Raw genomic sequence first — 21,634 nt, 5'->3', positions numbered from 1 at the left:
TGCTACAGATAGATGTGAAATGGAGGGATAAAGGATGGTAAAAATAGCGGATCGTTACTTAAAGGTAGATCCTTGGTCAGTTGTAGAAGAAGGCTTTCATATGGAGAGAAACCGAGTCTCTGAATCTATCTTTTCTCTTGGCAATGAATATATGGGGGTTCGCGGTTATTTTGATGAAGGCTATAGCGGAGATCAATTAATAGGCAGCTATTTTAATGGAGTTTATGAAGAAACTCCTGTTCAAGCGCATTATAAAGGCACGATTCGCAGTCTGCGCTTTATGGTAAATGCGGCAGATTGGCTCCATACGAGAATTATTGCCGATGGCGAGCAATTAGATTTAGCAAAAAGCCAGTTTTCGCAGTTTTCAAGAAAGCTAGATTTTCAAACAGGGGTATATACTCGCCAGTTTCAATGGCATGTACAAGCAGGGGGTACAATTAAGCTTAGCTTTGAACGAATTGTCAGCATGAACAACTCACACCTTGGCGCACAACGGATTACGCTGCAATCGATCGATTTTGAAGGAGAGGTCGTCATTGAAGCGGGAATCGATTTTAATACGATTCATGAGGATCAGAACCAATCGTTTTGGAAATTAGAACGGCATGCTTTTGAAGGAGGGGTTGTAACAGGATTTGCCAAGACGAAAACGGTAGGAAGTCAGCTATGCGCCAGCATGAGCATTAATGATGACGAGCAAGCAGTTACCTCAGTTTTAATTAAAGAGCAGGAGCAATATATTGGACTGGCAAGAACGATTAGACTCGGAAAAGGAGAGTCATACTCCTTTGAAAAATTGGTGACAAATGTCGCGCATAAAAATCAAGAGCTTACAGATGAAGAGGTTTGGAACAGATGCATTGAGCTTTCTAAACAAACGAAGGAGCTAGATTTTCAAAGCTTATGCGAGCAGCAAGCGAAATTTTGGCAGCACGTTTGGGAGAAATCAGATATTGAAATCGACGGTGATCCTGAAAATCAGCAAGGCATACGTTTTTGTATTTTTCAGCTTTATCAGACGTATCACGGGAAGAATGAAGGCTTTAATATTGGTGCCAAAGGTTTGACGGGGGAAGCGTATCGCGGACTCGCTTTTTGGGACACGGAAACCTATTGTCTGCCATTTTATTTATTTAACAATCCGACTGCGGCGAAAAGTTTGTTGCAATTCCGCTATCGCTCTCTGCCAAATGCGATTGAGCGGGCAAAAGCCGTTGGCTGTGACGGGGCATTTTATCCAATTGCTACGATTGACGGCACGGAAAGTTGCGATCTGTGGCAGCATTCCAACCTGCAGCTACAAGTCGGAACGGCAGTTGGTTATGGCATTTGGCATTATACAAAAATGATGAATGACAAAGCATTTTTATATCGAGAAGGCATGGAAATGCTCATTCACATTAACCGATTTAATGCCAGTCGCGGGCAATGGGGACAAGAAACGAAATTATTTGGTTTCTTTGGCGTGATGGGACCAGATGAATTCCAATTGATGGTGAATAACAATTGTTACTTGAATTTTATGGCGAAAAAAATGTTTGAATTTGCTGCAGCAGTTTATGAGGAGATGAAGCAAGCAGCGAATGATGAGCTGGAACAACTGCGCTTAAAAACGAAGGTAACCGATGAAGAAATAGAGCATTGGTTATATCTTGCTGAGCATATGAGCATTCCTTATGACGAGGAGCGTTTGCTGTATGAGCAACATGACGGTTTCTTTAATATGCCGCATATCGATATTTCGACTATCCCTGTGGAGCAATTCCCATTATATCATTCGTGGTCTTATGACAAATTGTATCGATATGATATGGTTAAGCAGCCCGATGTGCTAATGTTTATGTTCTTATATAATAGTGAATTTTCCCAAGAAGTGAAGCAGGCAAATTATGATTACTATGAGCCGCGCACGATTCATGAATCGTCATTATCGCCATCCATCCATTCGATATTTGCTGCTGAATTGGGAAAAGAGGAGCAGGCTTATCGCTTTTTTGAGTTTGCCACTCGTCTTGATTTAGATAATTACAATCGCAATACAAGAGAAGGCTTGCATACTACCTCATTAGCTGCGGCATGGTTAAATATCGTATATGGCTTTGGCGGATTGCGCTCGGATGGCGAAGTTTTGAAGTTAAGCCCGATTATTCCTAAGCATTGGAATCAATACTCATTTAAATTTACGTATTTGAATTGCATCGTTAGTGTTGTTGTCACTCAAGATCGTTTACGAATAACAACTAATCAGCCGCAAGCAATTGAAATTGAAGTGTATGGCGAAATCATTCATATTTCCCAGCAGCCTATTGAGCTTCAACTGAAAAAAGGTGAAGTACGAATTTCATAGCGTAAATTGTATAGGAGTGAGAAAATGTTAACTCAAATAAAAGCAGCGATTTTTGATTTAGACGGAGTAATCGTTGATACTGCAAAATTCCATTACCTCGCATGGAAGCAATTAGCAAGTAAGCTAGGCTTTACATTTACAGAAGAGGATAATGAACGGTTAAAGGGAGTCAGCCGTGTTGAATCTCTTAATATTTTGCTGGAAATTGGTCATATCAAGCTGAATGAGGAAGAAAAGCAAGCTTTGTTAACGGAGAAAAATGAGCTGTATGTATCCTATATTCAACGCTTGCAAAGCTCCGATTTGTTGCCAGGGGCAAAGGAGCTGATTCGCAGCTTGAAGCAGCAGGGGATTAAAATTGCACTTGGTTCTGCCAGTAAAAATGCGCAAATGATCTTAAATAAGCTAGGGATTCTGGATTGGTTTGATGCCATTATTGACGGCAATCATACTTCTCGCGCGAAGCCTGATCCAGAGGTGTTTTTGTTAGGCAGTCGTGCTTTAGACGTTGAGCCCGAACTTTGCGTGGTGTTTGAGGATTCAAAAGCGGGAGTCGAAGCGGCCAAGCGTGCAAATATGAAGGTGATCGGCGTAGGTCAAGTCAGTCAACTTTCCGAGGCAGATCAAGTTGTCGCAAATTTGAGCGAATTGTTACCTATACATTTGTAGGGAAGGAGCGGGAAGATGAGCTGGATTGTTGAAGAACAATACGAGCAGAGCTTTAAGCCTGAGAAAATTGCAGCAATTGGCAATAAATTTTTAATTGGAAACGGATATTTTGGTTATCGCGGAACTGCTGAAGAATGTAATAAGGAGCATCTGACGGCATTAATTGTTGGCGGACTGTACGATCAGGTCGGAGCTAGCTGGCGTGAGCTGATTAATGCGCCGAACCCGCTTTATACTGCCATCTATTATAACGATCAGCCGATCCATTTATTAACTACTAAAATTATAAATCATAAGCTGCAGCTAGACATTGCTTCAGGAGTGTTATATCGTCATACGGAATTTGAGCTTGAGGGCAATATCAGATTAATCATTAAATCCGAACGCTTTGCCAGCGCGCATAATCATCATTTGCTGGCGATGAATTTTCAAGTGTGCTGCTCTCACGCAGGCAACGTAAAAATCGTCACAGGCATTGATGCTGATGTATGGGATATTAACGGTCCGCATTTACAAAATATTAAGCAAACGTCGTTGGTTAACGGTATTTTGCAGGTTGTTGCCGAAACGCAGGAGCAGAAAAAAATCGTCGTTGTAGCTGAAGGAATTGCTGCAGAAGGACAATTTTCTGCGGTTAGAGAAGAGCAGTTGCAATTTGTCCGCACAATGGAGCTGACCTGTGAACCGAATCAGTGGATACAATTCAGCAAGCTGACAACACTTTATTCGTCACTCGATTCAAGTGACCATCAAGCGCTTATCGCTTTATCTGGTGAAATGACTGAGAGTTTACGCAATCAAGGCTATGAGCTGCTAAAAGAAGCACATTGTAAAGTATGGAAGCAAAGATGGGCGTATGCTGGCGTAACGATTGAAGGAAATAAAGAAGATCAGCTTGCTTTAAACTACAGCTTATATCAGTTAATGATTGCAGCACCTTATCATTCTGAAAAATTATCCATTCCAGCTAGAGCACTCTCTGGTCAAGTATATAAAGGCGCTGTATTCTGGGATACTGAGCTATTTATGCTTCCGTTTTTCTTATACACAGATCCTGAGCTGGCAAGAAACTTGCTAATGTACCGTGTTCATACGCTGAACGGTGCAAAACGAAAAGCTGCAGAATATGGATTTAAAGGAGCTTTTTATGCGTGGGAAAGCCAAGATACAGGGGATGATGCGTGTACGCTGTTTAATGTAAATGATGTATTTACAGGCAGACCGATGCGCACCTATTTTCGCGATAAACAAATTCATATTAGCGCAGATGTCGCTTATGCGATATTGCAATATATAAAGGTAACCAACGATCAAAGCCTTCTATTCGATGGGGGAGCTGCGGTTGTTATTGAATGTGCAAGATTTTTAAGTTCATTTGCTTATTATAAACCAGACAAAGAGCGGTATGAGCTGCTCGATGTAACTGGTCCTGATGAATATCATGAACGAGTGCACAACAATGCGTTTACGAACTATTTAGCTTCATATGTACTGAAAGAAGCGGTAAAGCTGGTCGATCGATTGCAACATGAGCATGAGCAGTTGTATGATGCATTAATTATGAAGCAGAATTTGCAATCAGACATCGCATTGCTTCGTGATGTGGCTAACAAGTTATATTTGCCGCAGCCTGATGCACGCGGAGTGATCGAGCAGTTTGATTTTTATTTTTCGCTTGAGGATGTTTCAATTCCAGAGATGAAGAGCAGAATGTTACATCCGCATGAATATTTAGGCGGTGGAAATGGTTTAGCTGCAACTACGCAAGTCATTAAGCAAGCTGATGTTGTATTAATGTTGCATTTATTCGCTAATCAATTTAGTGAACAAATCATAAAAAGCAATTGGGAATATTATGAGCCGCGAACAGAGCATGGTTCAAGTTTAAGTCCATGCATCTACGGCATTGTTGCGGCAAAGCTGGGGTATACCGACTATGCTTATCGTTATTTTAAGCGAACGGCGACAATTGATTTAACAGGCGAGTCGAAGCTGTACGTCGGAGATTTATATATCGGCGGTACGCATCCTGCTGCTAATGGAGGGGCATGGATGGCGGCGATTTACGGTTTCGCTGGATTTAGCTATAGCGATGGGAAAATCACGTTAAATCCTCATTTGCCCAATGAATGGAAGTCGCTCACCTTTATGGTGACGATTGAAAAGCAGCAATATCGTATTACGATTACGAACGAAGATATTCAAATCGTGCCGTCAGAACATAATACGAGAACAGTTCTTTTTTCATTAAATGAATACGGCAAGGAACGATTATTGAATATATAGTTGATCATCTATCCGTTCTTTAGAGACGACTGCAAATCGTAAAAATGAAGGATGCAGTCGTCTTTAAAGGCGGAGCAACTTTTCTCTGCTTATTAATCTTTTTAATCAGCCAACCTATTCTTTCGATGCATATGAAGACGTTATAGCAACATTAATTGCCTCGGCGATTCTTTTAGTTACTCGATCGTAAATGAGCTGACCGATTTCAGCGCTGGATGGAGTTGGATCACCGATTACGCCAGTTTCGCTTAAATCACTCGTAGCCCATGCGAACGTCATTTCTCCGCCCAGCTTGAAGCAAGAGCATTCCGCATAAGCTGGATATTCCGTTTTATAGTGCTCTGGATGCACCCAATCTGGTTTAACAGCAAGCACTAACGAGGTTTCCAGAGCTCCTCCATGAATTCCATATTCCAATTCCCTTAGTGAAAGCGCCTCATCGTTATACATTCCGCCTGTATTAATCATATAAACCTCTAAGTCTAACTCCACTCGAGCGTCACGTGCCGCTAGTGTAATTAACTCTGGGTTACCGCCATGACTATTAATAATCATCACTTTTTTCCAGCCATCTGCTTGTGCGCATTGTAACAGCTCAGTTAGTACCGCATTTAAAGTTTTTGTCGAAAGTGAGAATGTACCTGAAAAACCATGATGCTCAATACTTTTTCCGTAATGAAGCGGAGGCAACAGCCAAGCAGGTGTGCTTTCTGGCAGCAAACTTAACGCTCCTGTAATTAAGCTTTCATTTAAAAGAGAGTCGGTAAATACAGGAAGATGATGTCCGTGTTGTTCAACAGAAGCAATCGGCAAAATTAGCAGCGCTTCTTTTTTGTTAATGTCCGAAATTTCTTTCGTCGTTAAACGAGGTAAAAAACGATTATTCCATACTGAACCCTCATATCTTGTTTGCATAATATACCTCCTAAAACTAGTTTATGTTAAGTAATATAACATTAAAATGATGCATATGTTAGAATTTGTCGATAAATATGTGTAAATAAACAAAAATCAGTTCGATTTTCGTGCAAAAAACCAAGATTATGTTATATATATTTACATAACAAGTAAATAGCGATTATACTGAACCTGTGAAAAAACAGATAGATCACTCAAGGAGGTTTTTGGGGATGGAGAAGAAACGTTTTAAGTTAGGTTTGGTAGCACTACTAGGAATGAGCTTGTTAGCAACTGCTTGCGGAAACTCCAATGATACTGGCGCTAATACAACTGGTTCAGGTTCAACCAAGCCGACAGCAAGTTCAAGTGCTAGTACAGATGAAAAACCTTACAAAGGTCAAAAACTAGTTGTTGGTGTTTGGGGCGGCTCCTATGCCGAAACGCTAGAAGAACATGTTGTTAAACCGCTTGAGGAAAAAGGGGCAACAGTTGAATTAGTGCTTGGCGGTACAGGTGATCGCTTAGCGAAGTTGTATGCTGAAAAAGGAAATCCAACGATGGACATTGCTTTTCTTAATTTATATGAAGCCAAACAAGCAATCGATGACGGCATTGCTCAACCTGTAAATCCAGAGATTCCGAATGTATCAGATTTATATCCGTCAGCACAAGCAAACGGCTATGGCATGACTTACATGGCACTTGGTATTGTTTATAATCCTGAATATGTCAGTGAACCTATTACTGAATGGGAAGACCTTTGGAATGAGGAGTTAAAGGGCAATGTAGCATTCCCAACATTCCCTGGCTTTGAAGCTGAGTCCTTAGTTTCCCTTACAGGAATGGCTTTTGGATACGACCAAACCGAGGATGATGCAATCTTTGCAAAATTAAAAGAACTTGGTCCTGTACCGTTAACTTACAACAACTTAGACGAGCTGTTCCTTGAATTGAAAAATGGCGGTGTGTATGCTGCACCGATTTTTAACAGCTATGCATATGAGTACATCGGCAAAGGGTATGAGGTAGAGTTTGTTTACCCAACAACTCCTGGTCCTGTCATGGCGAAAGACACCATTGTTATTTCAGAAGGAACAAAAGTACAAGAGCTTGCTGAAGAATTTGTAAGTCTAGCGATAGGGGTAGATACTCAAACTGCATTTGCTGAACAATTGTTCTTCGGTCCTACCAATAAAAATGTAACTGTTTCTGACGATACCGCTTCACGCATTGTTTATGGCTCTGAAGCCGTAGAAAAACTTGAAGTGCTTGATTGGGATTACATTATATCTAAACGTTCTGAATGGACACAAAAATGGAACATGGAGATTTTATCCAATTAAATTAACGTGAAGAGAGGGAGAGACAGATGAGGAGTGCAACTGTGAAGTCGAAAAGCTCAATCCAAGAGCGTAAACGACTATGGTCCAATATAGGTCTGCTCTCCCCTGCTTTTCTCATCTATTGGCTTGTATTTCTGCTTCCAGTCATCGTACTGTTTGTGAACAGTATTCAAGTCAATCAACTTGAGAAAAGTATTTGGGAAAGAGAGCTGAGTTTAGGCAGCTATAGTCGTTTTTTTACTGAACCGTATTTTATGAACGTAATCGGAACAACGGTTGTTGTTTCAATTATCGTTGTGCTCTGTTCCTTAATTATTGGCTATTTGCTCGCTTACCATATCTATAAAGCAAAATCTTTTATGAAAACAAGCTACATTACGATTGTGTTAACCCCTTTATTTAGCGGCGCTTTATTGCAATCCTTAGGCTGGTTTTTAGTTTTTGCGAAATATGGACCGCTTAATGCTTTGTTGAAAGATATGGGCCTTATTGAAAAGCCGATTCAATTTTTAGGAACTTATCCTGCGGTAATTATTGCATTAATTCATGGCTTTTTACCGTTTATGGTGCTGACGATTGTCAATTCTTTGAAAAGCATTCCTGAAAATATTTTTGATGCTGCGTCTAGCTTAGGCGCTAATTCATTTACAACCTTTGTGAAAGTAACACTGCCTTTGTCTAAAGGAGGTATGGTGGCAGGATCAGCGCTTGTATTTGGCGGAACATTAGGCTCATTTGCAACGCCAGGTATTATTGGACAAGGGAAAATTCAGTTATTGTCACAAATTATTTATCAGCAAGCGATTCAAGTGTTTGATTGGTCCTTTGCTTCAGTAATCTCAATTATCCTTTTAGCTGCTGTGCTATTTGTTACTGTGTTTATCACTCGTTTAATCAATGGGACGAGGGGGCAACATGGATGAAATCAATAAGTATACCTCATTTATTGCTTCGCATTGTTCATCGATTGCTGGTTTATTTGGCATTTGCATTTGTATTAGCGCCAATTGTGCTTATGGTTGTCGTTGCCTTTAATAAAGCAGATTATTTCTCGTTTCCATTAGAAGGTTTTAGCTTTACTTGGTTCGAGAAAATGATAGAAAACGATGAGTATCGTAACTCGATTATCGCCAGCCTTAAACTTGCTGCAATATCGACGGTTATTTCATTATTGATGTCAATTCCAGCAGCATTGGCGTTAAGGCATTGGCAAGTGAAGTGGATCGAAAGCGTTTTGCTTGCGCCACTATTTTTTCCATTAGTAATTTGGTCATTAGGACTATTGCAGTTTTACGGAATCGTCGGTCTAAGCGGAAGCTTTGTTTCACTCGTGCTGGCGCATTCGGTTATGGTCGCACCGTTTATTTTGCGTATCGTTATTCAAAGTTTAAGAGAAATGAATGGGCGGGTCGAGGAGGCAGCATCTAGTTTAGGTGCGAACAAATTCACCGTATTTACCAAAATTACGCTGCCGCTCATTTTTCCAGGTGTGCTTGTCGGCGGAATCTTTGCATTATTATTGTCATTTACTGACGTGACCTTGACGATGTTTATTTCAAGTTCAGGCTCTCCTACTTTTCCAGTACGCGTCTACTCTGAACAAAGAAGTGAAGGGCTTAATCAAATTGTTCTCGCTTGGTCGGCGGTGATTACCGTTATTATATTTCTTCTGTCGCTTGTTGGAGAAAAATTTGCTAAGTGGTCACGGTATTTCTAATTTAAGACAAAAAAGGAGTTGTGTTGCATGATCAACAAAATCGGACCCTTTCAAATAAATGGAAAACCAGCGTTTACCCAGATTACAAAAGAGAAAGCAGCGCCCTACGTCATTTTTGTGATTAAAGATCCGTTACACGGCTGTGAGAAAGATGTAGCGGAAGAAGTTGCTGATTATTTCGATACGAAAGAGTTAGTAGCTGACACAGGTATGGCGAAAACATATACAGGCACTTATAAAGGAGTTCCAGTTTCGGTCGTTTCGTGCGGCAGCGGTGCTCCTGAATTGGAGATTATTTTGATGGATTTTATGATGAATACCGATGCTCATACCTATATTCGAGTTGGCGGATCAGGCGGAATGCAGGAACATGTCGAGGTTGGCGATCTGGTTATTGCAACAGGAGCGGTACGCGATGATGGAACAAGTCAGAGCTATATTCCTAAACAATTTCCAGCGATTGCTGATCCGCAATTGCTTTTAGCAATGAAAAAAGCTGCTGCCAAGTTAGGGTATCGTCATCACTTAGGGTTAACGCGTTCTGTCGATTCAGAATATGTCGGCGTGGCGCGGCCTAGCCGCAATGGCTATTTGCTGGAAAAGCATAAGCAGGATTTTGAACAATGGTATCATGCCGGTGTCTTAAATGTTGAACGAGAGGCAGCAATTTTGCTGACCTTAACGACGCTGTACGGATTAAGAGGCGGAGTAGTCAATGCGATCGGAGACAATTTTGTCACTGGTCAAAAATTCCAAGCGGGTGCAGGGTTCTCAGGAGCTATTCAAACTGCGCTTGAAGCGATTGTTATGTTAGATCAAGAAATCCGTGCTTAAAGGAGGGAAGGACTATGAGTCAGCTTGCACTGAAAGGTTTGTCGAAAACTTTTAAAGGGGTAGAAGTTCTAAAAAATGTGAACTTGGAGGTGAACCCCGCAGAGTTTATTTGTTTGCTTGGTCCAAGCGGTTCAGGTAAAAGTACGATTTTGCGGATGATCGGAGGGTTTGAAACACCTGACGAGGGTGTTATCGAGCTTGCTGGCAAAGAAATTCAAGATCTTGCACCTAATAAACGAAATATTGGGGTTGTATTTCAAGATTATGCATTATTTCCTCATTTAACCGTAGAAGAAAATATTGCATTTGGCTTGAAGTGTCAAAAAACGACTAAAGATGAAATGAAAGCTAGAATTGCTTCGGTATTAGAGCTGGTAGGTTTGGTCGGATTAGAGAAAAGATACCCTAAACAACTTTCAGGCGGTCAACAGCAACGGGTAGCGATTGCTCGCGGAGTTGCTCTTCGCCCTTCATTATTACTGCTAGACGAGCCGCTGTCTAATTTAGATGCGAAGTTACGCCGCCAAATTCGTTTAGAAATGAAACAACTGCAACAAGAAATAGGCGTTGCGACAATTATGGTTACTCACGACCAAGAAGAGGCAATGACGATGGGAGATCGTATCGCTGTTTTACAGCATGGCGTCATTCAGCAAATCGGCAGCCCGCTGGAGTTGTATCGAAATCCTGTTAACTTGTTTGTAGCGGGCTTTTTAGGAGATCCGCCAATCAATTTCTATCCGTGCAGCGGCATTATCCATCAAGGCTCGATTGGCATCGAAGCTTTTGGTGAGGCTTGGAATGTTGTCGTTGATGCGGGTTATCAGTGTGACAATTGGCATCATCGTTCTTTTATTTTAGGTGTTCGGCCTGAAGATATAGAGGTTGTTCCTGGACAACAAGGAATTTTGGCGAAGGTGGAAGTGATTGAACATCTTGGTTCATCAGCATTGATTCATGTTCGCACGGAATTAGAGCAAGTTAGATTAACATCGCTAGTTCACAGCAAGTGGATTCCGCGCGTTGGGGAAACCGTTACATTGCAATTACATTTAGATAATTGTTTATTGTTTGATAAAGAGTCGACCTTAGCAATCCCGGGCTTTTCATTAGTAGAGGGCAGCAACGCGATCGCAATTGGGAGTTGAAGAGATGGGCAGACCGTGTAACATATTAAGTTTTGGCAATATCGTGATGGACGGCATATATCAGTTGGATGAGCTTCCAGGGCATGATCAAAAAGTATTTGCTAATCATGTGAACTGGGCGCCAGGCGGACCAGCAGTTCACTATGCCAATCAAGCGGCAAAACTGGGGAATCAGGTAAAGGTGTTAGGTTGGGTTGGCAATGACACGATGGGAAGCCAATTGCAGCAGCAACTAAAGCAAAATGGTGTAGATTCTGTGATGCATATCATCGATGAGCAAACACCAAGCGCTCTTATTATGATTGATCGTACTGGTGAAAAAGCAGTAGTGCTATCACCGCCAATCAATGCGAGCTGCTTACCTGATTTGCAAAATTTCACTAATCTTAATTTTCAGCAATTCGATCATGTGCATACCCATTTATTTCTGAAAACTTACGTAGATGCGCTGCTCCGTGAATGTAAAAAGTACGGAGTTTTAAGCTCTTTAGACGTAGAACCTTCATCAGTTAAACGTTGGGGCAATGAAGCGGTGCTTGAAACAATCTCACTTGCCTCAATTGTATTTATTAATGAAGCAGCGCTTAACGAGTTATTTCCTTATCTTTCGTTAACACAAGCAATCGAGGAATTGCGTAACTTTGGCGTTAACATCGTGATCTGCACTAGAGGCAAACACGGCTGTATTGTACAGAGTGAACAGAGCAAGCGTGAATACCCAGCGATCGCTGTTGAAACTTCTAATTCTTTAGCAGCAGGAGATATTTTTGCAAGTGTATGTACAACCAATATTGTTGGCGGACTTTCCCTTCATGAGGCAGTCTGTCGTGCCACTGCAGCTTCAGCGATCGCTGTGAGCCGCTCAAAATTTCGTGTTTATTATCCTACGGAAGAAGAAATTATCATTATGCTGCTTAATTATGGGCAACACTTGCTTGAATTGGAGTGAAGAGACAATGGAAGTTTATAAAAATGGCAAAATAGCAGTAGGAGATCAGCTTACCATAATTGAAAATGGAACGATTGTTGTAGAAAACGGAAAAATTGTATCTATTATGCAAGACAGTGAGCTTGACGGGATAGATTTACAAGGGGGACTTGTGATTCCTGCCTTTATTGATGCGCATACGCATATCGCCGATACAGGAGCGAAAGAGCTAGGTACAGGATTGCTTGTTGAGGATGCTGTACTTCCACCGAACGGATTAAAACATCGTTATTTGCAGCAGTTATCTGAGGAGCGACTCATTGAAACGATTCGTCAAGGACTAAAGGAAATGCTGAAAAGCGGAATTGCTGCGTTTGGCGATTTTCGTGAAGGAGGCTTAGACGGAATTCGTGCGTTGCGCACAGCCAGTCGCGGTTTACCAATTACACCAGTCATTTTAGGCAGACCGATGGCAGATTATAAAGCGGGATTTGAATTGACGAGAAAAGAGCTTGAAGCAGTTTATGAGGAAGCGGATGGTTTTGGAATTTCCAGCATTGGAGCTTTTGATCTGCACATTTATCATCAAATTCGTGAAATATGTAAAGATAAAGTGTTGGCCATTCATTTAAGTGAGTCTCCGCGTGATCATGAACGTTCGCTAGAACAGTATGGTGCTACTGAAGTTGAACGTGCCTTCGCCTTCTCTCCTGATCTAATGATTCATCTTACTCAAGCCACCGTTTCAGATTATGAACTATTAATGGAGCATAAGCAAAAAATCGCCTGCTGTCCGCGAACGAACTTAATTCTCGGTGATGGTGTACCGCCGCTGCATGAATTTTATACTCGCAATATTCCGATCTCTATTGGTTCTGATAATATGATGTTTTCTAGTCCTGATATGTTTAGAGAAATGGATACTGCTTCTCGCGTCGCGCGCGGTGTAACCAAAGACCCTCGCGCAATAAGTGCAGAATATTTAATTACATCCGCGACGAAGTCAGGAGCAGAGGCATTAAAACTGGAATCGCGTCTTGGCACCCTTGATGTTGGAAAAGACGCTTCATTTATCGTATTAGATACAACACAGGATGCTTTTGTTTATACGCATCAACTTCTTTCGTCGGTCGTTCATCGTGCTGGGCCAAGCGATATTCGCCATTTTATTTGCGCTGGGCAAACGGTTATCCAAGATTTTAACTTTATGCTTGAGCTATAGCAATGAACATCGGAGGGGAGTTCAATGATACGTATTTCGCCTAGAATAGAACAAAAACTAGCAAACAACGAAGCCGTTGTTGCGATTGAATCTACCATATTAACGCATGGTTTGTCTTTTCCGCGCTCATTGCATTTAACATTAGATATTGAAGAAACAGTGCGTCTGCACAAAGCGGAGCCTGCTGTGGTGGCGATGGTGAACGGTGAGATCTGCGTAGGGCTTGAACGTGAAGAATTGAAGTGGTTAGCGCAGCAACCAGAACGTGTCAAGTTGACCATGGCAGATCTTGGTGTTGCCTCAGCTAAAAAGCAAAGCGGCGGGACAACGGCAGCTACGACAGCTTGGATTGCGGAACAGGCTGGGATTAAAGTGGCAATGGTTGGCGGTTTAGGCGGAGTTCATCGCGATGTGCTTGAGACATGGGACATTTCTGGCGATTTGCTAGCCGTTTCACAATCATCGGTCATGCTGGTATGCGGCGGAATTAAGACATTTCTGGATATTGGCAAGAGTTTGGAAGTGCTGGAAACGTTGGGCGTACCGACTTGGTCCTATCAAAATAGTTATTTTCCTGGATACTTTGTCCACAGTTCACCCTACAAAGTAACTACAATCTCGAATGCTGAGGAAGCCGTATCGATGGCTCATGCGCATTGGCAACTTGGCTTAAAATCAGGGATTGTGCTGGGAGTTTCCTTGCCAGAGGAAGAAGCGTTTGATGCTGATGAAATCGAGCGCGTTATTTCGCAGTCATTAAGCAGCTATACAGCAGCTTCAGGAGGGAAAGGAGCTACGCCCTATATTATTAACAAGTTAGACGAGTATACAAAGGGACGTTCTGGTGAAGTAAATCGAGCCTTGCTTATTTCAACTGCCGAAGTTGCTGGCAAGCTTGCCGTCGCAAATGCCAAATTTATGGCTCAAAAAACATAAAAGGAGTGTTTTCACAATGTTGTTTCAATATTATCCGTCAATTCCTCATTCTTATAAATTTGAGTTAACTAAAGATATTGCATTGTCAGCCGCACATTTTAATCCCCATCCGTCTGCTGGCAAAGCGAGTCAATTGCATGGGCATACGTTTATTGTCAGCATTACGATTGTCGGCAATGAATTACTGGACTCAGGTTTTTTAGTCAGCTTCGGCACAATTAATGAGCTGGTTCATGATAAATTAGATCATACTTTATTAAATGATCACCCAGAGTTTGCAGAAGTGCCGCCAACGACAGAAGGAATCGCTCAAGCTGTCTATCAATCGATTAAGGAAGCATTGCTCTCTTATCCGAATCAGCCAAAGTTGTTGCAAGTATTAGTCAGAGAGAATCCGAGCAGTTATGTTATTTATCGTGAAGATATTTAAGTAAATAAGTGGTAAGACAAATCCATCCTAAAACCAAAGACCTCCGAGTGTTCTGCAAAAATAGAACGCTCGGAGGTCTTTGCCTCGTTATATGTTATAGCGTCAATGCTAGACTTCACTGCTTTATTGATGCTCATCATAAAGGATTCTGGCAATAATATGTTGCTTAAAATTCCCAAACTCCTTGCCAAAGATTGTTACCCCATTATATGTGCCATTATATTGACCAACATTTATGCGAAATTTTATATCATGTGACTTTTGCAGTTCTAAATCTGTAATGGTTGTATTAGAAATAAGTTGTCCGTCAATATAAGAACCGTACTTATTGATGCGAAGGAGTTTCAACATCCCATATTGATTGAGATGCGGTGGCCACCAATCGGGATTATTGAGCCCTCTAGTTGAACCGAAATCTCCAGGGGAAGTCCAAATACCTACAGATTTTGAGTTTACGTAAAATTCAATATTAGATGGATAATCATCGTTATAACAGATGGCCTCTGAGCTAATTTCTAAAATAAACTGTATTTCTTTAGGAACATGATTAGATTTTAAGTAGTTTGGCACTCGATATTCAAGGAAGCCTTTTGTTAGCCAAACAATTTCCGCATTGATTCGATCTGGATCTGACAAGTATCTAGGTTCGTCAAACTCTCCAATGATATAGTCTTTTGTAGCTAGACCGCATGTAATTTCCGCATGATAATCACAATAATGACCGACTTTAATTTCAGCCTCATATAGTTGTGTCTTATTTTTTGAATATAAATCTATTGTTATTTGATTTTCGTTAAGAAAGCATAATTTTTGAATGCCGTGTTTTCCTACAGTGCTCGTGATATCAATAAGTCCGCATTCTTTTAGCTTCTTTATATGCATCGTAATTGCACCATTTGTCAAATTAAGCTTATTAGCAAGTTCATTCAGGTTCATTCGGCCGTGTTCCGAGAGCAATTCAAGGATTTCAATACGAACCTCTGAGCCTAATGCTTTAAATATATCAAGTCCTGATCGCAAATCCTTAATGTGAGGCACAATTACTTACCACCTTTACCATTATTTTGTTTAAAACAAATGTTGAAAAGTGTGATGAAAACAAGCTCGATTTGTTAACTATTTTTACTAAAACTGGTTTTTAATCCATTATACAAAAATTAAATGACTTAGATCAAGAAAAGTCGACAAATAGTTTTAGATATATTTAAAATAAAGTTTGTTACGTTGATATAAAGCGCTTACATTTTTATTGACAAGATAGATTGTCAAGCTAAGTGCGACAGCTCTTCCATAATCGCTTCGTGAGAAGTTTTCCAATTCAAACATTTCCGTGGTCTATGATTGATTAAATCCAAGGCACATTCAAGTTCAGCTTGATCAACTGTGGTTAGGTCATACTTCTTAGGAAAGAATTCTCGTAGAAGTCCATTCGCATTTTCGTTACTGCCTCTTTGCCAAGATGAGTAGGGATCAGCAAAATAGACCGTTAAGCCATGCTCTTCTAACAATGCTTGATGGCAAGCGAATTCCTTTCCACGGTCAACGGTAGCTGTAAACATAGGTAAAGCAAGCTCTTCTAGAGCCGTAGCAACAGCTTGCTCCATGGATGCCGCTGAACGATCAGGCATTTTCACAGCGTAGTAATAGCGTGTTTTTCGCTCGACAAACGTAGCCAAACAACCTTTACTTTTACCACGGCTAGAAACGACCGTATCAAGCTCCCAATGACCAAAGGTTTCACGTTGTTTAACTTCTTTTGGACGTTGCCTGATAGATAGCCCAAGATTAAAGCGACCTCTGTTTTCACGCGGCTTTCTACGCTTTCCCTTATGCCGCAAGAAGGTAGTGTTGCCTTGGACAAGCTTACCATGATAAATCCAGCGATAGATGGTTTTGAAAGATACAGCTTGCTCAGGATAGTCTTGTTTCATTCGAGCTTCAATTTGTTCTGGAGACCATGTTGCAGCCAGTGTTTGAGTAAGGTAGTGTGCTCTTTCTTTTGTCCACTTTCCTTTTGGTTTACTTTGCATGCGTTTGTGCTGGTAATCTGCCTGTGCATCGCTAGCCTCATAAGCAGAGGGAAGACTCGTCATGCGATTAAGCTCACGAGATACTGTAGAATGATGACGTTTGATATGCTGAGCTATCGCTCTAGCACTCCATCCTAAATTAAGTAATGTTTCTATTTTTGCACGCTCGTTTATGGTAAGATGTTTATAGCTCATGACGACTTCTCCTTGTAGATGGTGTGTGGTAACTTCATTCTACACGAATTCGTCATGGGTTATTTTTTTAGGTGTCGCACTTCATATTACAATCTATCACAATCAAATTACTCAACTTATAATTATGAATATGATAAGGGTTGAAATAAAAGTGAAATTAAAGGTTTTTATTTTAGACTTTATTAAAACAATTTGATATAGGGGGATAAGTATGAGAAAGATAATGTTACTATTGCTTTCGTTTACGCTTGTCGCAGCATCGTTCTTAACAGCGTGTTCAAAAGAATCAGGCTCAAAATCTGGTTCAGCTACGAAGCTGGAATTTTGGACATTTAATGAATTGCATGAACAGTTTTATCAGTTTATGGCACAGCGATGGAATGAAGCTAATCCTGATCGTCAAATTGAGTTAGTAGCTAACGTTTATCCTTATGATGATATGCATAATAAATTATTGCTTGCTTTGCAATCAGGAACAGGTGCTCCTGATATTTCGGACATTGAATTAAACAAATTTTCAAACTATTTGAAGGGTGAACCGCAATTAGTTGAGTTAAATGATATTGTTGAACCAGAAATTAATAATTTAGTAAAATCTCGTCTTGATATTTATGCAAAAGATGGAAAATATTATGGAATTGATTTCCATGTTGGTGCTTCTGTTATCTACTATAATAAAGAAATTATGGATAAAGCAGGAGTAAATATTGATGATATTAAAACTTGGGATGACTATTACAATGCCGGTAAAATCGTAGTCGAAAAAACAGGGGTTCCTATGACAACGATTGAAACTTCGGATGTATGGTCAATCTGGCCACAAGTTTCACAGGCTGCAGGTCCTAACGATTTCCAAACCGCTGACGGACAACTTAATTTAACTGGACCTGAAGTTGTAAACGCTTTACAATTTCAACAAAAGTTAATTAAAGATGGAATTGCGATTGTGACACCTGGTGCTAACCATCACGCAGAAGAATATTATGGCTTTATGAATGGCGGAGGAGCAGCTTCTGTATGGATGCCTATGTGGTATATGGGTCGCTTTACAGATTACATGCCTGAACTTAAAAATAAAATTGTAATCAAACCAATGCCGGCATGGAAAGAGGGAGATCCGCGTTCAGCAGGTATGGGGGGTACAGGTACTGCTATTACTAAAACTTCGAAAAACCAACAATTAGCGAAAGACTTCCTTGCATTCTCTAAAGTGTCTCGTGAAGGAAATATTGAAATTTGGAACTTCCTAGGATTTGATCCGCTTCGTTCAGATGTTTGGGATACTGATGAACTGCGTGCGGACAACAAATTTACAGAATACTTTGGTAAAGATATTTTTGACGTTTTACTTGAAGTTAAGGATGAAATTGAAGGTATTAACGTAAATGAAAACACGCCTGTTATTTCAGATGAGTTAAAAACATCTATTCTGGTAAGAACACTTCAAGATCAAGAAGATGTGATGAAAGTGCTAGGAGACGCACAAAATCAATTAAGCAAATAAGGAGAGATCCTGTATGGCCAATACCAATACCCAAGCAGCTATACAGAGCACAAAGACTGTGAAGCATAAGAAGTGGCTGTACTCTCAAGGAATAGCTCCCTATATATTTGTAGCACCATTTGTTCTATCTTTTTGTATATTTTTTGCTTATCCAGTTTTCTCTGCGATTTTAATGAGTTTTCAAGAAGTGTTGCCAGGGATGGTTAAATTTGTTGGTACAGATAATTACGTGCAGTTGTGGAATCCTACCTTTGGAAAGGCAATTCTAAACAGTCTGAAGTATACTGTATTAACGATTGCTATTTTAATCCCTGTACCATTAGTGCTTGCCGTATTTTTGAACTCAAAAATAATGATTTTAAGAGATTTTTTTCGATCAACATTATTTATTCCTGCGTTAACTTCAGTCGTTGTTGCAGGTACGATTTTTCGTCTAGCGTTTGGTGAGTTAGAAGGAGCATTAATGAATAGCATTATCGGCTTATTTGGTTTCGAGCCTCAACGATGGTTAGGCAATGCAGTTTTGTCTATGACTACGCTTGTTATTCTGGCATCGTGGAGATGGATTGGCGTTAATGTTCTATACTTTATGGCTGGTCTTCAAAATATACCAAAGTCGCTATACGAATCAGCAGAGATCGATGGAGCTTCAAAATGGTCGCAATTTATCCATATTACATTACCGCTGCTAAAACCAATTACCGTATATGTATTAACGATCAGTATCTATGGCGGATTAGCGATGTTCACGGAGAGCTATATGCTTTGGAACGGTAATCGATCACCGAATGATATTGGACTAACAATTATTGGTTACTTGTACCGTAATGGTTTAGAGCAAAATAATATGGGGCTTGGTTCAGCCGTAGGAATTGTGCTGCTCATTTTAACTTTCATGATAACGATCACGCAATTAAAGCTGGTTGGCATGTTCCGAAAGGAGGACTAAGCAATGAATGTTTCAGTTAGAATCGGACGAAATATTCAACGTACATTGTTAATCATCTTATTCGCAATATTTGGATTGTTTTCACTGTTTCCAATTATTGTGTTAGCGATCGCATCACTGAAACCAGCACAGGAACTAATGCGTTACGGTCTTAATGTTCAAATTGACTGGGATATTATCTCATTAAAAAACTATGCATATTTAGTTTCGGGTAAATCATTATATTTAACTTGGTATGGTAACAGTTTATTAATTACCGCGATTTTTACCGTACTTTGCCTGCTCATTTCGTCGATGGTCGGTTATGGAATTGCTGTCTATCATTTTAAGTTCCGTAATCTTATTTTTACATTAGTGCTAGTTACAATGATGATCCCTATCGAAATTATTATGCTGCCGCTGTATAAGCTATCGATAAATTTAAATTTGATCAATTCGATGTGGGGGGTAATTATTCCGTTTATTGCTGCTCCATTGCCAATCTTTTTCTTTAGGCAATATGCAGGAGGGCTGCCAAAGGATTTTCTTGATGCAGGGCGTGTAGACGGATGTACTGAGTTTGGCTTATTTTTTAGAATTATGATGCCGCTCATGATGCCAGCGTTTTCATCCATGGCAATTCTTCAAGCTTTATTCTCATGGAATAATTTCCTGTGGCCGTTAATTGTGCTTAGAACGAATGAGCAATTGACCATTCCAATTGGATTATCAACCTTGCTTACACCTTATGGCAACAATTTCGATATGCTGATTTCAGGATCAGTCGCTGCAATACTGCCAATATTAATTGTTTTCTTATTCTTCCAAAAATATTTCATTGAAGGTATGACTGCTGGAGGAGTAAAAGGATAAACAGTACTAATCTGATCCGATTTTGCTAAATGTCTATTTCAAACATCTTCAAGTCATGTAAACAGTTCGTAAGCTCTGTTTACTGCTTGGAGATGTTTTTTTATTAACTGTTTGCGGAGATTGCTGCTGAAATATCAGTAAATCTGAAGATGATAAAGACGCCATCGGGTGTCTTTTTTATGTTTAAAAATGCTGCAATGTTCGGTTTGTGCAGAGTAACAAATATAGGTAGCGCTGTTATGAATAAAAAGATTACAAAAAAGTCCAAATTATGCTCATCAGTAATAAGCTTGACGATAGTATAGGAAATTATTTTCACAAAAATAATTGTGGCGAAAATTTTTTACATATGCTATACTAACCTTGCAAAAGCATCCAAGAATTAAGATAAGGGGGAGAAAGATGGACTTGACCAAGTTTCACGGAATATTCCCAGCTTTTTATGCTTGTTATGATGACGAGGGGAATATTTCGGAAGAACGAACCAAATTGCTTTGTGATTACATGGTAGAAAAAAAAGTACAAGGTGTGTATGTAGGAGGCAGTTCAGGGGAGTGTATATATCAAACCATTGAAGAACGTAAAGACGTTCTGACATATGTTGCGAAATATTTAAAAGGAAAAATGACACTTATCGCCCATGTAGGTGCTCCTTCTACTAGAGACAGCATCATCTTAGCTAAACATGCAGAACAACTTGGTTATGATGCATTGTCTGCAATCCCGCCGATTTATTTTAAGCTTCCTGACCGAGCAGTGTATCGTTACTGGAGTGAAATTATTGACTCTACCGAGCTAAGCTTTATTATCTACAACATCCCGCAAACGACTGGGTATACGCTTTCTCCAGCTTTGTTTGAGAAGATGCTTGAGAGCAAAAAAGTAATCGGTGTCAAAAATTCCTCCATGCCAACATTAGACATCGAGCGTTTTAAACGTGTTGGCGGAAAAAATGTGATCGTCTTCAACGGTCCAGACGAACAGTTTGTAGCAGGAAGAATTATGGGGGCTGATGCAGGAATCGGAGGCACATATGGCGCAATGCCAGAGCTTTATCTTAAAACCGACGAGTTATTTAAGCAAGGCAGATTGCAAGAGGCAACTGCACTGCAGAGTGATATTAACGACATCATTATTGCACTATGCTCACTTCAAGGTTCGATGTATGCAGGCATCAAAGAAGTACTTAAAAGAAAAGGCGTTAACATTGGCAGCGTAAGAGGGCCGCTTGAAGGAATTTATGAAGAAGATCTTCCTAAAATCGAAGAAACAATGAAGAAAATCGATCAAACGATTGAAGCTTATTGCAACTAAGTTTAATAAATATAAAGGGGAGTTGTT

The 21,634-nt window shown here is 40.2% G+C and carries 19 protein-coding genes; 16 read left to right on the top strand and 3 right to left on the bottom strand.

Going from position 1 to position 21,634, the window contains the following annotated elements; all coding sequences use genetic code 11:
• Positions 1 to 34 precede the first annotated feature (34 nt).
• Genes AC2TDL_RS04845 through AC2TDL_RS04835 form a run of 3 tightly spaced genes read left to right on the top strand, consistent with a single transcriptional unit; the run spans position 35 to position 5,305 of the window.
• Entirely contained in the window at positions 35 to 2,350 is a 2,316-nt protein-coding gene (locus AC2TDL_RS04845; protein ID WP_484699060.1) for a glycoside hydrolase family 65 protein, read from the top strand.
• Positions 2,351 to 2,374: 24 nt separating this feature from the next.
• Positions 2,375 to 3,019 (top strand): beta-phosphoglucomutase, encoded by a 645-nt coding sequence (gene pgmB / locus AC2TDL_RS04840; RefSeq protein WP_484699059.1) that lies wholly within the window; start codon positions 2,375 to 2,377, stop codon positions 3,017 to 3,019.
• Positions 3,020 to 3,034: 15 nt separating this feature from the next.
• Entirely contained in the window at positions 3,035 to 5,305 is a 2,271-nt protein-coding gene (locus AC2TDL_RS04835; protein WP_484699058.1) for a glycosyl hydrolase family 65 domain-containing protein, read from the top strand.
• A gap of 114 nt (positions 5,306 to 5,419) precedes the next feature.
• Here AC2TDL_RS04835 and AC2TDL_RS04830 read toward each other — a convergent pair whose 3' ends face one another.
• Entirely contained in the window at positions 5,420 to 6,220 is an 801-nt protein-coding gene (locus tag AC2TDL_RS04830) for a creatininase family protein (RefSeq protein ID WP_484699057.1), read from the bottom strand.
• Positions 6,221 to 6,435: 215 nt separating this feature from the next.
• On the opposite strand from AC2TDL_RS04830, the gene AC2TDL_RS04825 reads away from it, so the two are divergent.
• The 9 genes from AC2TDL_RS04825 to AC2TDL_RS04785 are packed head-to-tail and all read left to right on the top strand — an operon-like array spanning position 6,436 to position 14,763.
• On the top strand, positions 6,436 to 7,548 hold the full coding sequence (locus AC2TDL_RS04825; RefSeq protein ID WP_484699055.1) for an extracellular solute-binding protein: 1,113 nt from the start codon (positions 6,436 to 6,438) through the stop codon (positions 7,546 to 7,548).
• A 41-nt stretch (positions 7,549 to 7,589) separates the two neighbouring features.
• A complete protein-coding gene (locus tag AC2TDL_RS04820) occupies positions 7,590 to 8,471 on the top strand; it encodes an ABC transporter permease (RefSeq protein ID WP_484699054.1) in 882 nt (293 codons plus the stop codon).
• Positions 8,468 to 9,265, top strand: coding sequence for an ABC transporter permease (locus AC2TDL_RS04815; protein WP_484699053.1), 798 nt, complete (start codon positions 8,468 to 8,470; stop codon positions 9,263 to 9,265). The genes AC2TDL_RS04820 and AC2TDL_RS04815 overlap by 4 nt, the downstream gene beginning before the upstream one ends.
• A 27-nt stretch (positions 9,266 to 9,292) precedes the next feature.
• Positions 9,293 to 10,099 carry a nucleoside phosphorylase gene (locus AC2TDL_RS04810; protein ID WP_484699051.1) on the top strand — a complete coding sequence of 269 codons (807 nt, stop codon included), beginning with the start codon at positions 9,293 to 9,295 and terminating at the stop codon, positions 10,097 to 10,099.
• 14 nt (positions 10,100 to 10,113) lie between these two features.
• A complete protein-coding gene (locus AC2TDL_RS04805; RefSeq protein ID WP_484699050.1) occupies positions 10,114 to 11,247 on the top strand; it encodes an ABC transporter ATP-binding protein in 1,134 nt (377 codons plus the stop codon).
• Positions 11,248 to 11,251: 4 nt separating this feature from the next.
• On the top strand, positions 11,252 to 12,196 hold the full coding sequence (locus AC2TDL_RS04800) for a carbohydrate kinase family protein (RefSeq protein WP_484699049.1): 945 nt from the start codon (positions 11,252 to 11,254) through the stop codon (positions 12,194 to 12,196).
• Positions 12,197 to 12,203: 7 nt separating this feature from the next.
• Positions 12,204 to 13,397 carry an amidohydrolase family protein gene (locus AC2TDL_RS04795; RefSeq protein WP_484699048.1) on the top strand — a complete coding sequence of 398 codons (1,194 nt, stop codon included), beginning with the start codon at positions 12,204 to 12,206 and terminating at the stop codon, positions 13,395 to 13,397.
• Between the two features lie 24 nt (positions 13,398 to 13,421).
• Positions 13,422 to 14,333, top strand: coding sequence for a pseudouridine-5'-phosphate glycosidase (locus AC2TDL_RS04790; protein WP_484699047.1), 912 nt, complete (start codon positions 13,422 to 13,424; stop codon positions 14,331 to 14,333).
• A 16-nt stretch (positions 14,334 to 14,349) separates the two neighbouring features.
• The gene (locus AC2TDL_RS04785) at positions 14,350 to 14,763 is read left to right on the top strand and encodes a 6-pyruvoyl trahydropterin synthase family protein (protein ID WP_484699046.1); all 414 of its coding nucleotides are present in this window, start codon (positions 14,350 to 14,352) and stop codon (positions 14,761 to 14,763) included.
• Between the two features lie 123 nt (positions 14,764 to 14,886).
• Here AC2TDL_RS04785 and AC2TDL_RS04780 read toward each other — a convergent pair whose 3' ends face one another.
• Positions 14,887 to 15,801, bottom strand: a complete 915-nt coding sequence (locus tag AC2TDL_RS04780; protein WP_484699045.1) for an ArsR/SmtB family transcription factor — start codon at positions 15,799 to 15,801, stop codon at positions 14,887 to 14,889.
• Between the two features lie 227 nt (positions 15,802 to 16,028).
• Positions 16,029 to 16,988: an IS30 family transposase gene (locus tag AC2TDL_RS04775; RefSeq protein WP_484696739.1), complete on the bottom strand. Its 960-nt coding sequence runs from the start codon at positions 16,986 to 16,988 to the stop codon at positions 16,029 to 16,031.
• 211 nt (positions 16,989 to 17,199) lie between these two features.
• Here AC2TDL_RS04775 and AC2TDL_RS04770 point away from each other — a divergent pair, with 211 nt between their 5' ends.
• The 4 genes from AC2TDL_RS04770 (at position 17,200) to AC2TDL_RS04755 (ending at position 21,607) form a co-directional block, all read left to right on the top strand.
• A complete protein-coding gene (locus tag AC2TDL_RS04770; RefSeq protein WP_484699044.1) occupies positions 17,200 to 18,492 on the top strand; it encodes an ABC transporter substrate-binding protein in 1,293 nt (430 codons plus the stop codon).
• Between the two features lie 13 nt (positions 18,493 to 18,505).
• A complete protein-coding gene (locus tag AC2TDL_RS04765) occupies positions 18,506 to 19,441 on the top strand; it encodes a carbohydrate ABC transporter permease (RefSeq protein WP_484699043.1) in 936 nt (311 codons plus the stop codon).
• A 3-nt stretch (positions 19,442 to 19,444) separates the two neighbouring features.
• A complete protein-coding gene (locus AC2TDL_RS04760) occupies positions 19,445 to 20,293 on the top strand; it encodes a carbohydrate ABC transporter permease (RefSeq protein ID WP_484699042.1) in 849 nt (282 codons plus the stop codon).
• A gap of 402 nt (positions 20,294 to 20,695) precedes the next feature.
• Positions 20,696 to 21,607 (top strand): dihydrodipicolinate synthase family protein, encoded by a 912-nt coding sequence (locus tag AC2TDL_RS04755; RefSeq protein ID WP_484699041.1) that lies wholly within the window; start codon positions 20,696 to 20,698, stop codon positions 21,605 to 21,607.
• Positions 21,608 to 21,634 lie beyond the last annotated feature (27 nt).

Source organism: Paenibacillus sp. plas6 (assembly GCF_057221655.1).
Note: the sequence above shows the minus strand (reverse complement) of the source record. Positions and strands in the feature narration are given on the sequence as shown.

Coding starts and splice junctions, on each gene's coding strand:
- AC2TDL_RS04825 (WP_484699055.1), top strand. CDS start 6,436: ATGGAGAAGAAACGTTTTAAGTTAGGTTTGGTAGCACTACTAGGAATG.
- AC2TDL_RS04790 (WP_484699047.1), top strand. CDS start 13,422: ATGATACGTATTTCGCCTAGAATAGAACAAAAACTAGCAAACAACGAA.
- AC2TDL_RS04775 (WP_484696739.1), bottom strand. CDS start 16,988: ATGAGCTATAAACATCTTACCATAAACGAGCGTGCAAAAATAGAAACA.
- AC2TDL_RS04805 (WP_484699050.1), top strand. CDS start 10,114: ATGAGTCAGCTTGCACTGAAAGGTTTGTCGAAAACTTTTAAAGGGGTA.
- AC2TDL_RS04760 (WP_484699042.1), top strand. CDS start 19,445: ATGAATGTTTCAGTTAGAATCGGACGAAATATTCAACGTACATTGTTA.
- pgmB (WP_484699059.1), top strand. CDS start 2,375: ATGTTAACTCAAATAAAAGCAGCGATTTTTGATTTAGACGGAGTAATC.
- AC2TDL_RS04800 (WP_484699049.1), top strand. CDS start 11,252: ATGGGCAGACCGTGTAACATATTAAGTTTTGGCAATATCGTGATGGAC.
- AC2TDL_RS04770 (WP_484699044.1), top strand. CDS start 17,200: ATGAGAAAGATAATGTTACTATTGCTTTCGTTTACGCTTGTCGCAGCA.
- AC2TDL_RS04810 (WP_484699051.1), top strand. CDS start 9,293: ATGATCAACAAAATCGGACCCTTTCAAATAAATGGAAAACCAGCGTTT.
- AC2TDL_RS04755 (WP_484699041.1), top strand. CDS start 20,696: ATGGACTTGACCAAGTTTCACGGAATATTCCCAGCTTTTTATGCTTGT.
- AC2TDL_RS04785 (WP_484699046.1), top strand. CDS start 14,350: ATGTTGTTTCAATATTATCCGTCAATTCCTCATTCTTATAAATTTGAG.
- AC2TDL_RS04765 (WP_484699043.1), top strand. CDS start 18,506: ATGGCCAATACCAATACCCAAGCAGCTATACAGAGCACAAAGACTGTG.
- AC2TDL_RS04830 (WP_484699057.1), bottom strand. CDS start 6,220: ATGCAAACAAGATATGAGGGTTCAGTATGGAATAATCGTTTTTTACCT.
- AC2TDL_RS04795 (WP_484699048.1), top strand. CDS start 12,204: ATGGAAGTTTATAAAAATGGCAAAATAGCAGTAGGAGATCAGCTTACC.
- AC2TDL_RS04845 (WP_484699060.1), top strand. CDS start 35: ATGGTAAAAATAGCGGATCGTTACTTAAAGGTAGATCCTTGGTCAGTT.
- AC2TDL_RS04835 (WP_484699058.1), top strand. CDS start 3,035: ATGAGCTGGATTGTTGAAGAACAATACGAGCAGAGCTTTAAGCCTGAG.
- AC2TDL_RS04815 (WP_484699053.1), top strand. CDS start 8,468: ATGAAATCAATAAGTATACCTCATTTATTGCTTCGCATTGTTCATCGA.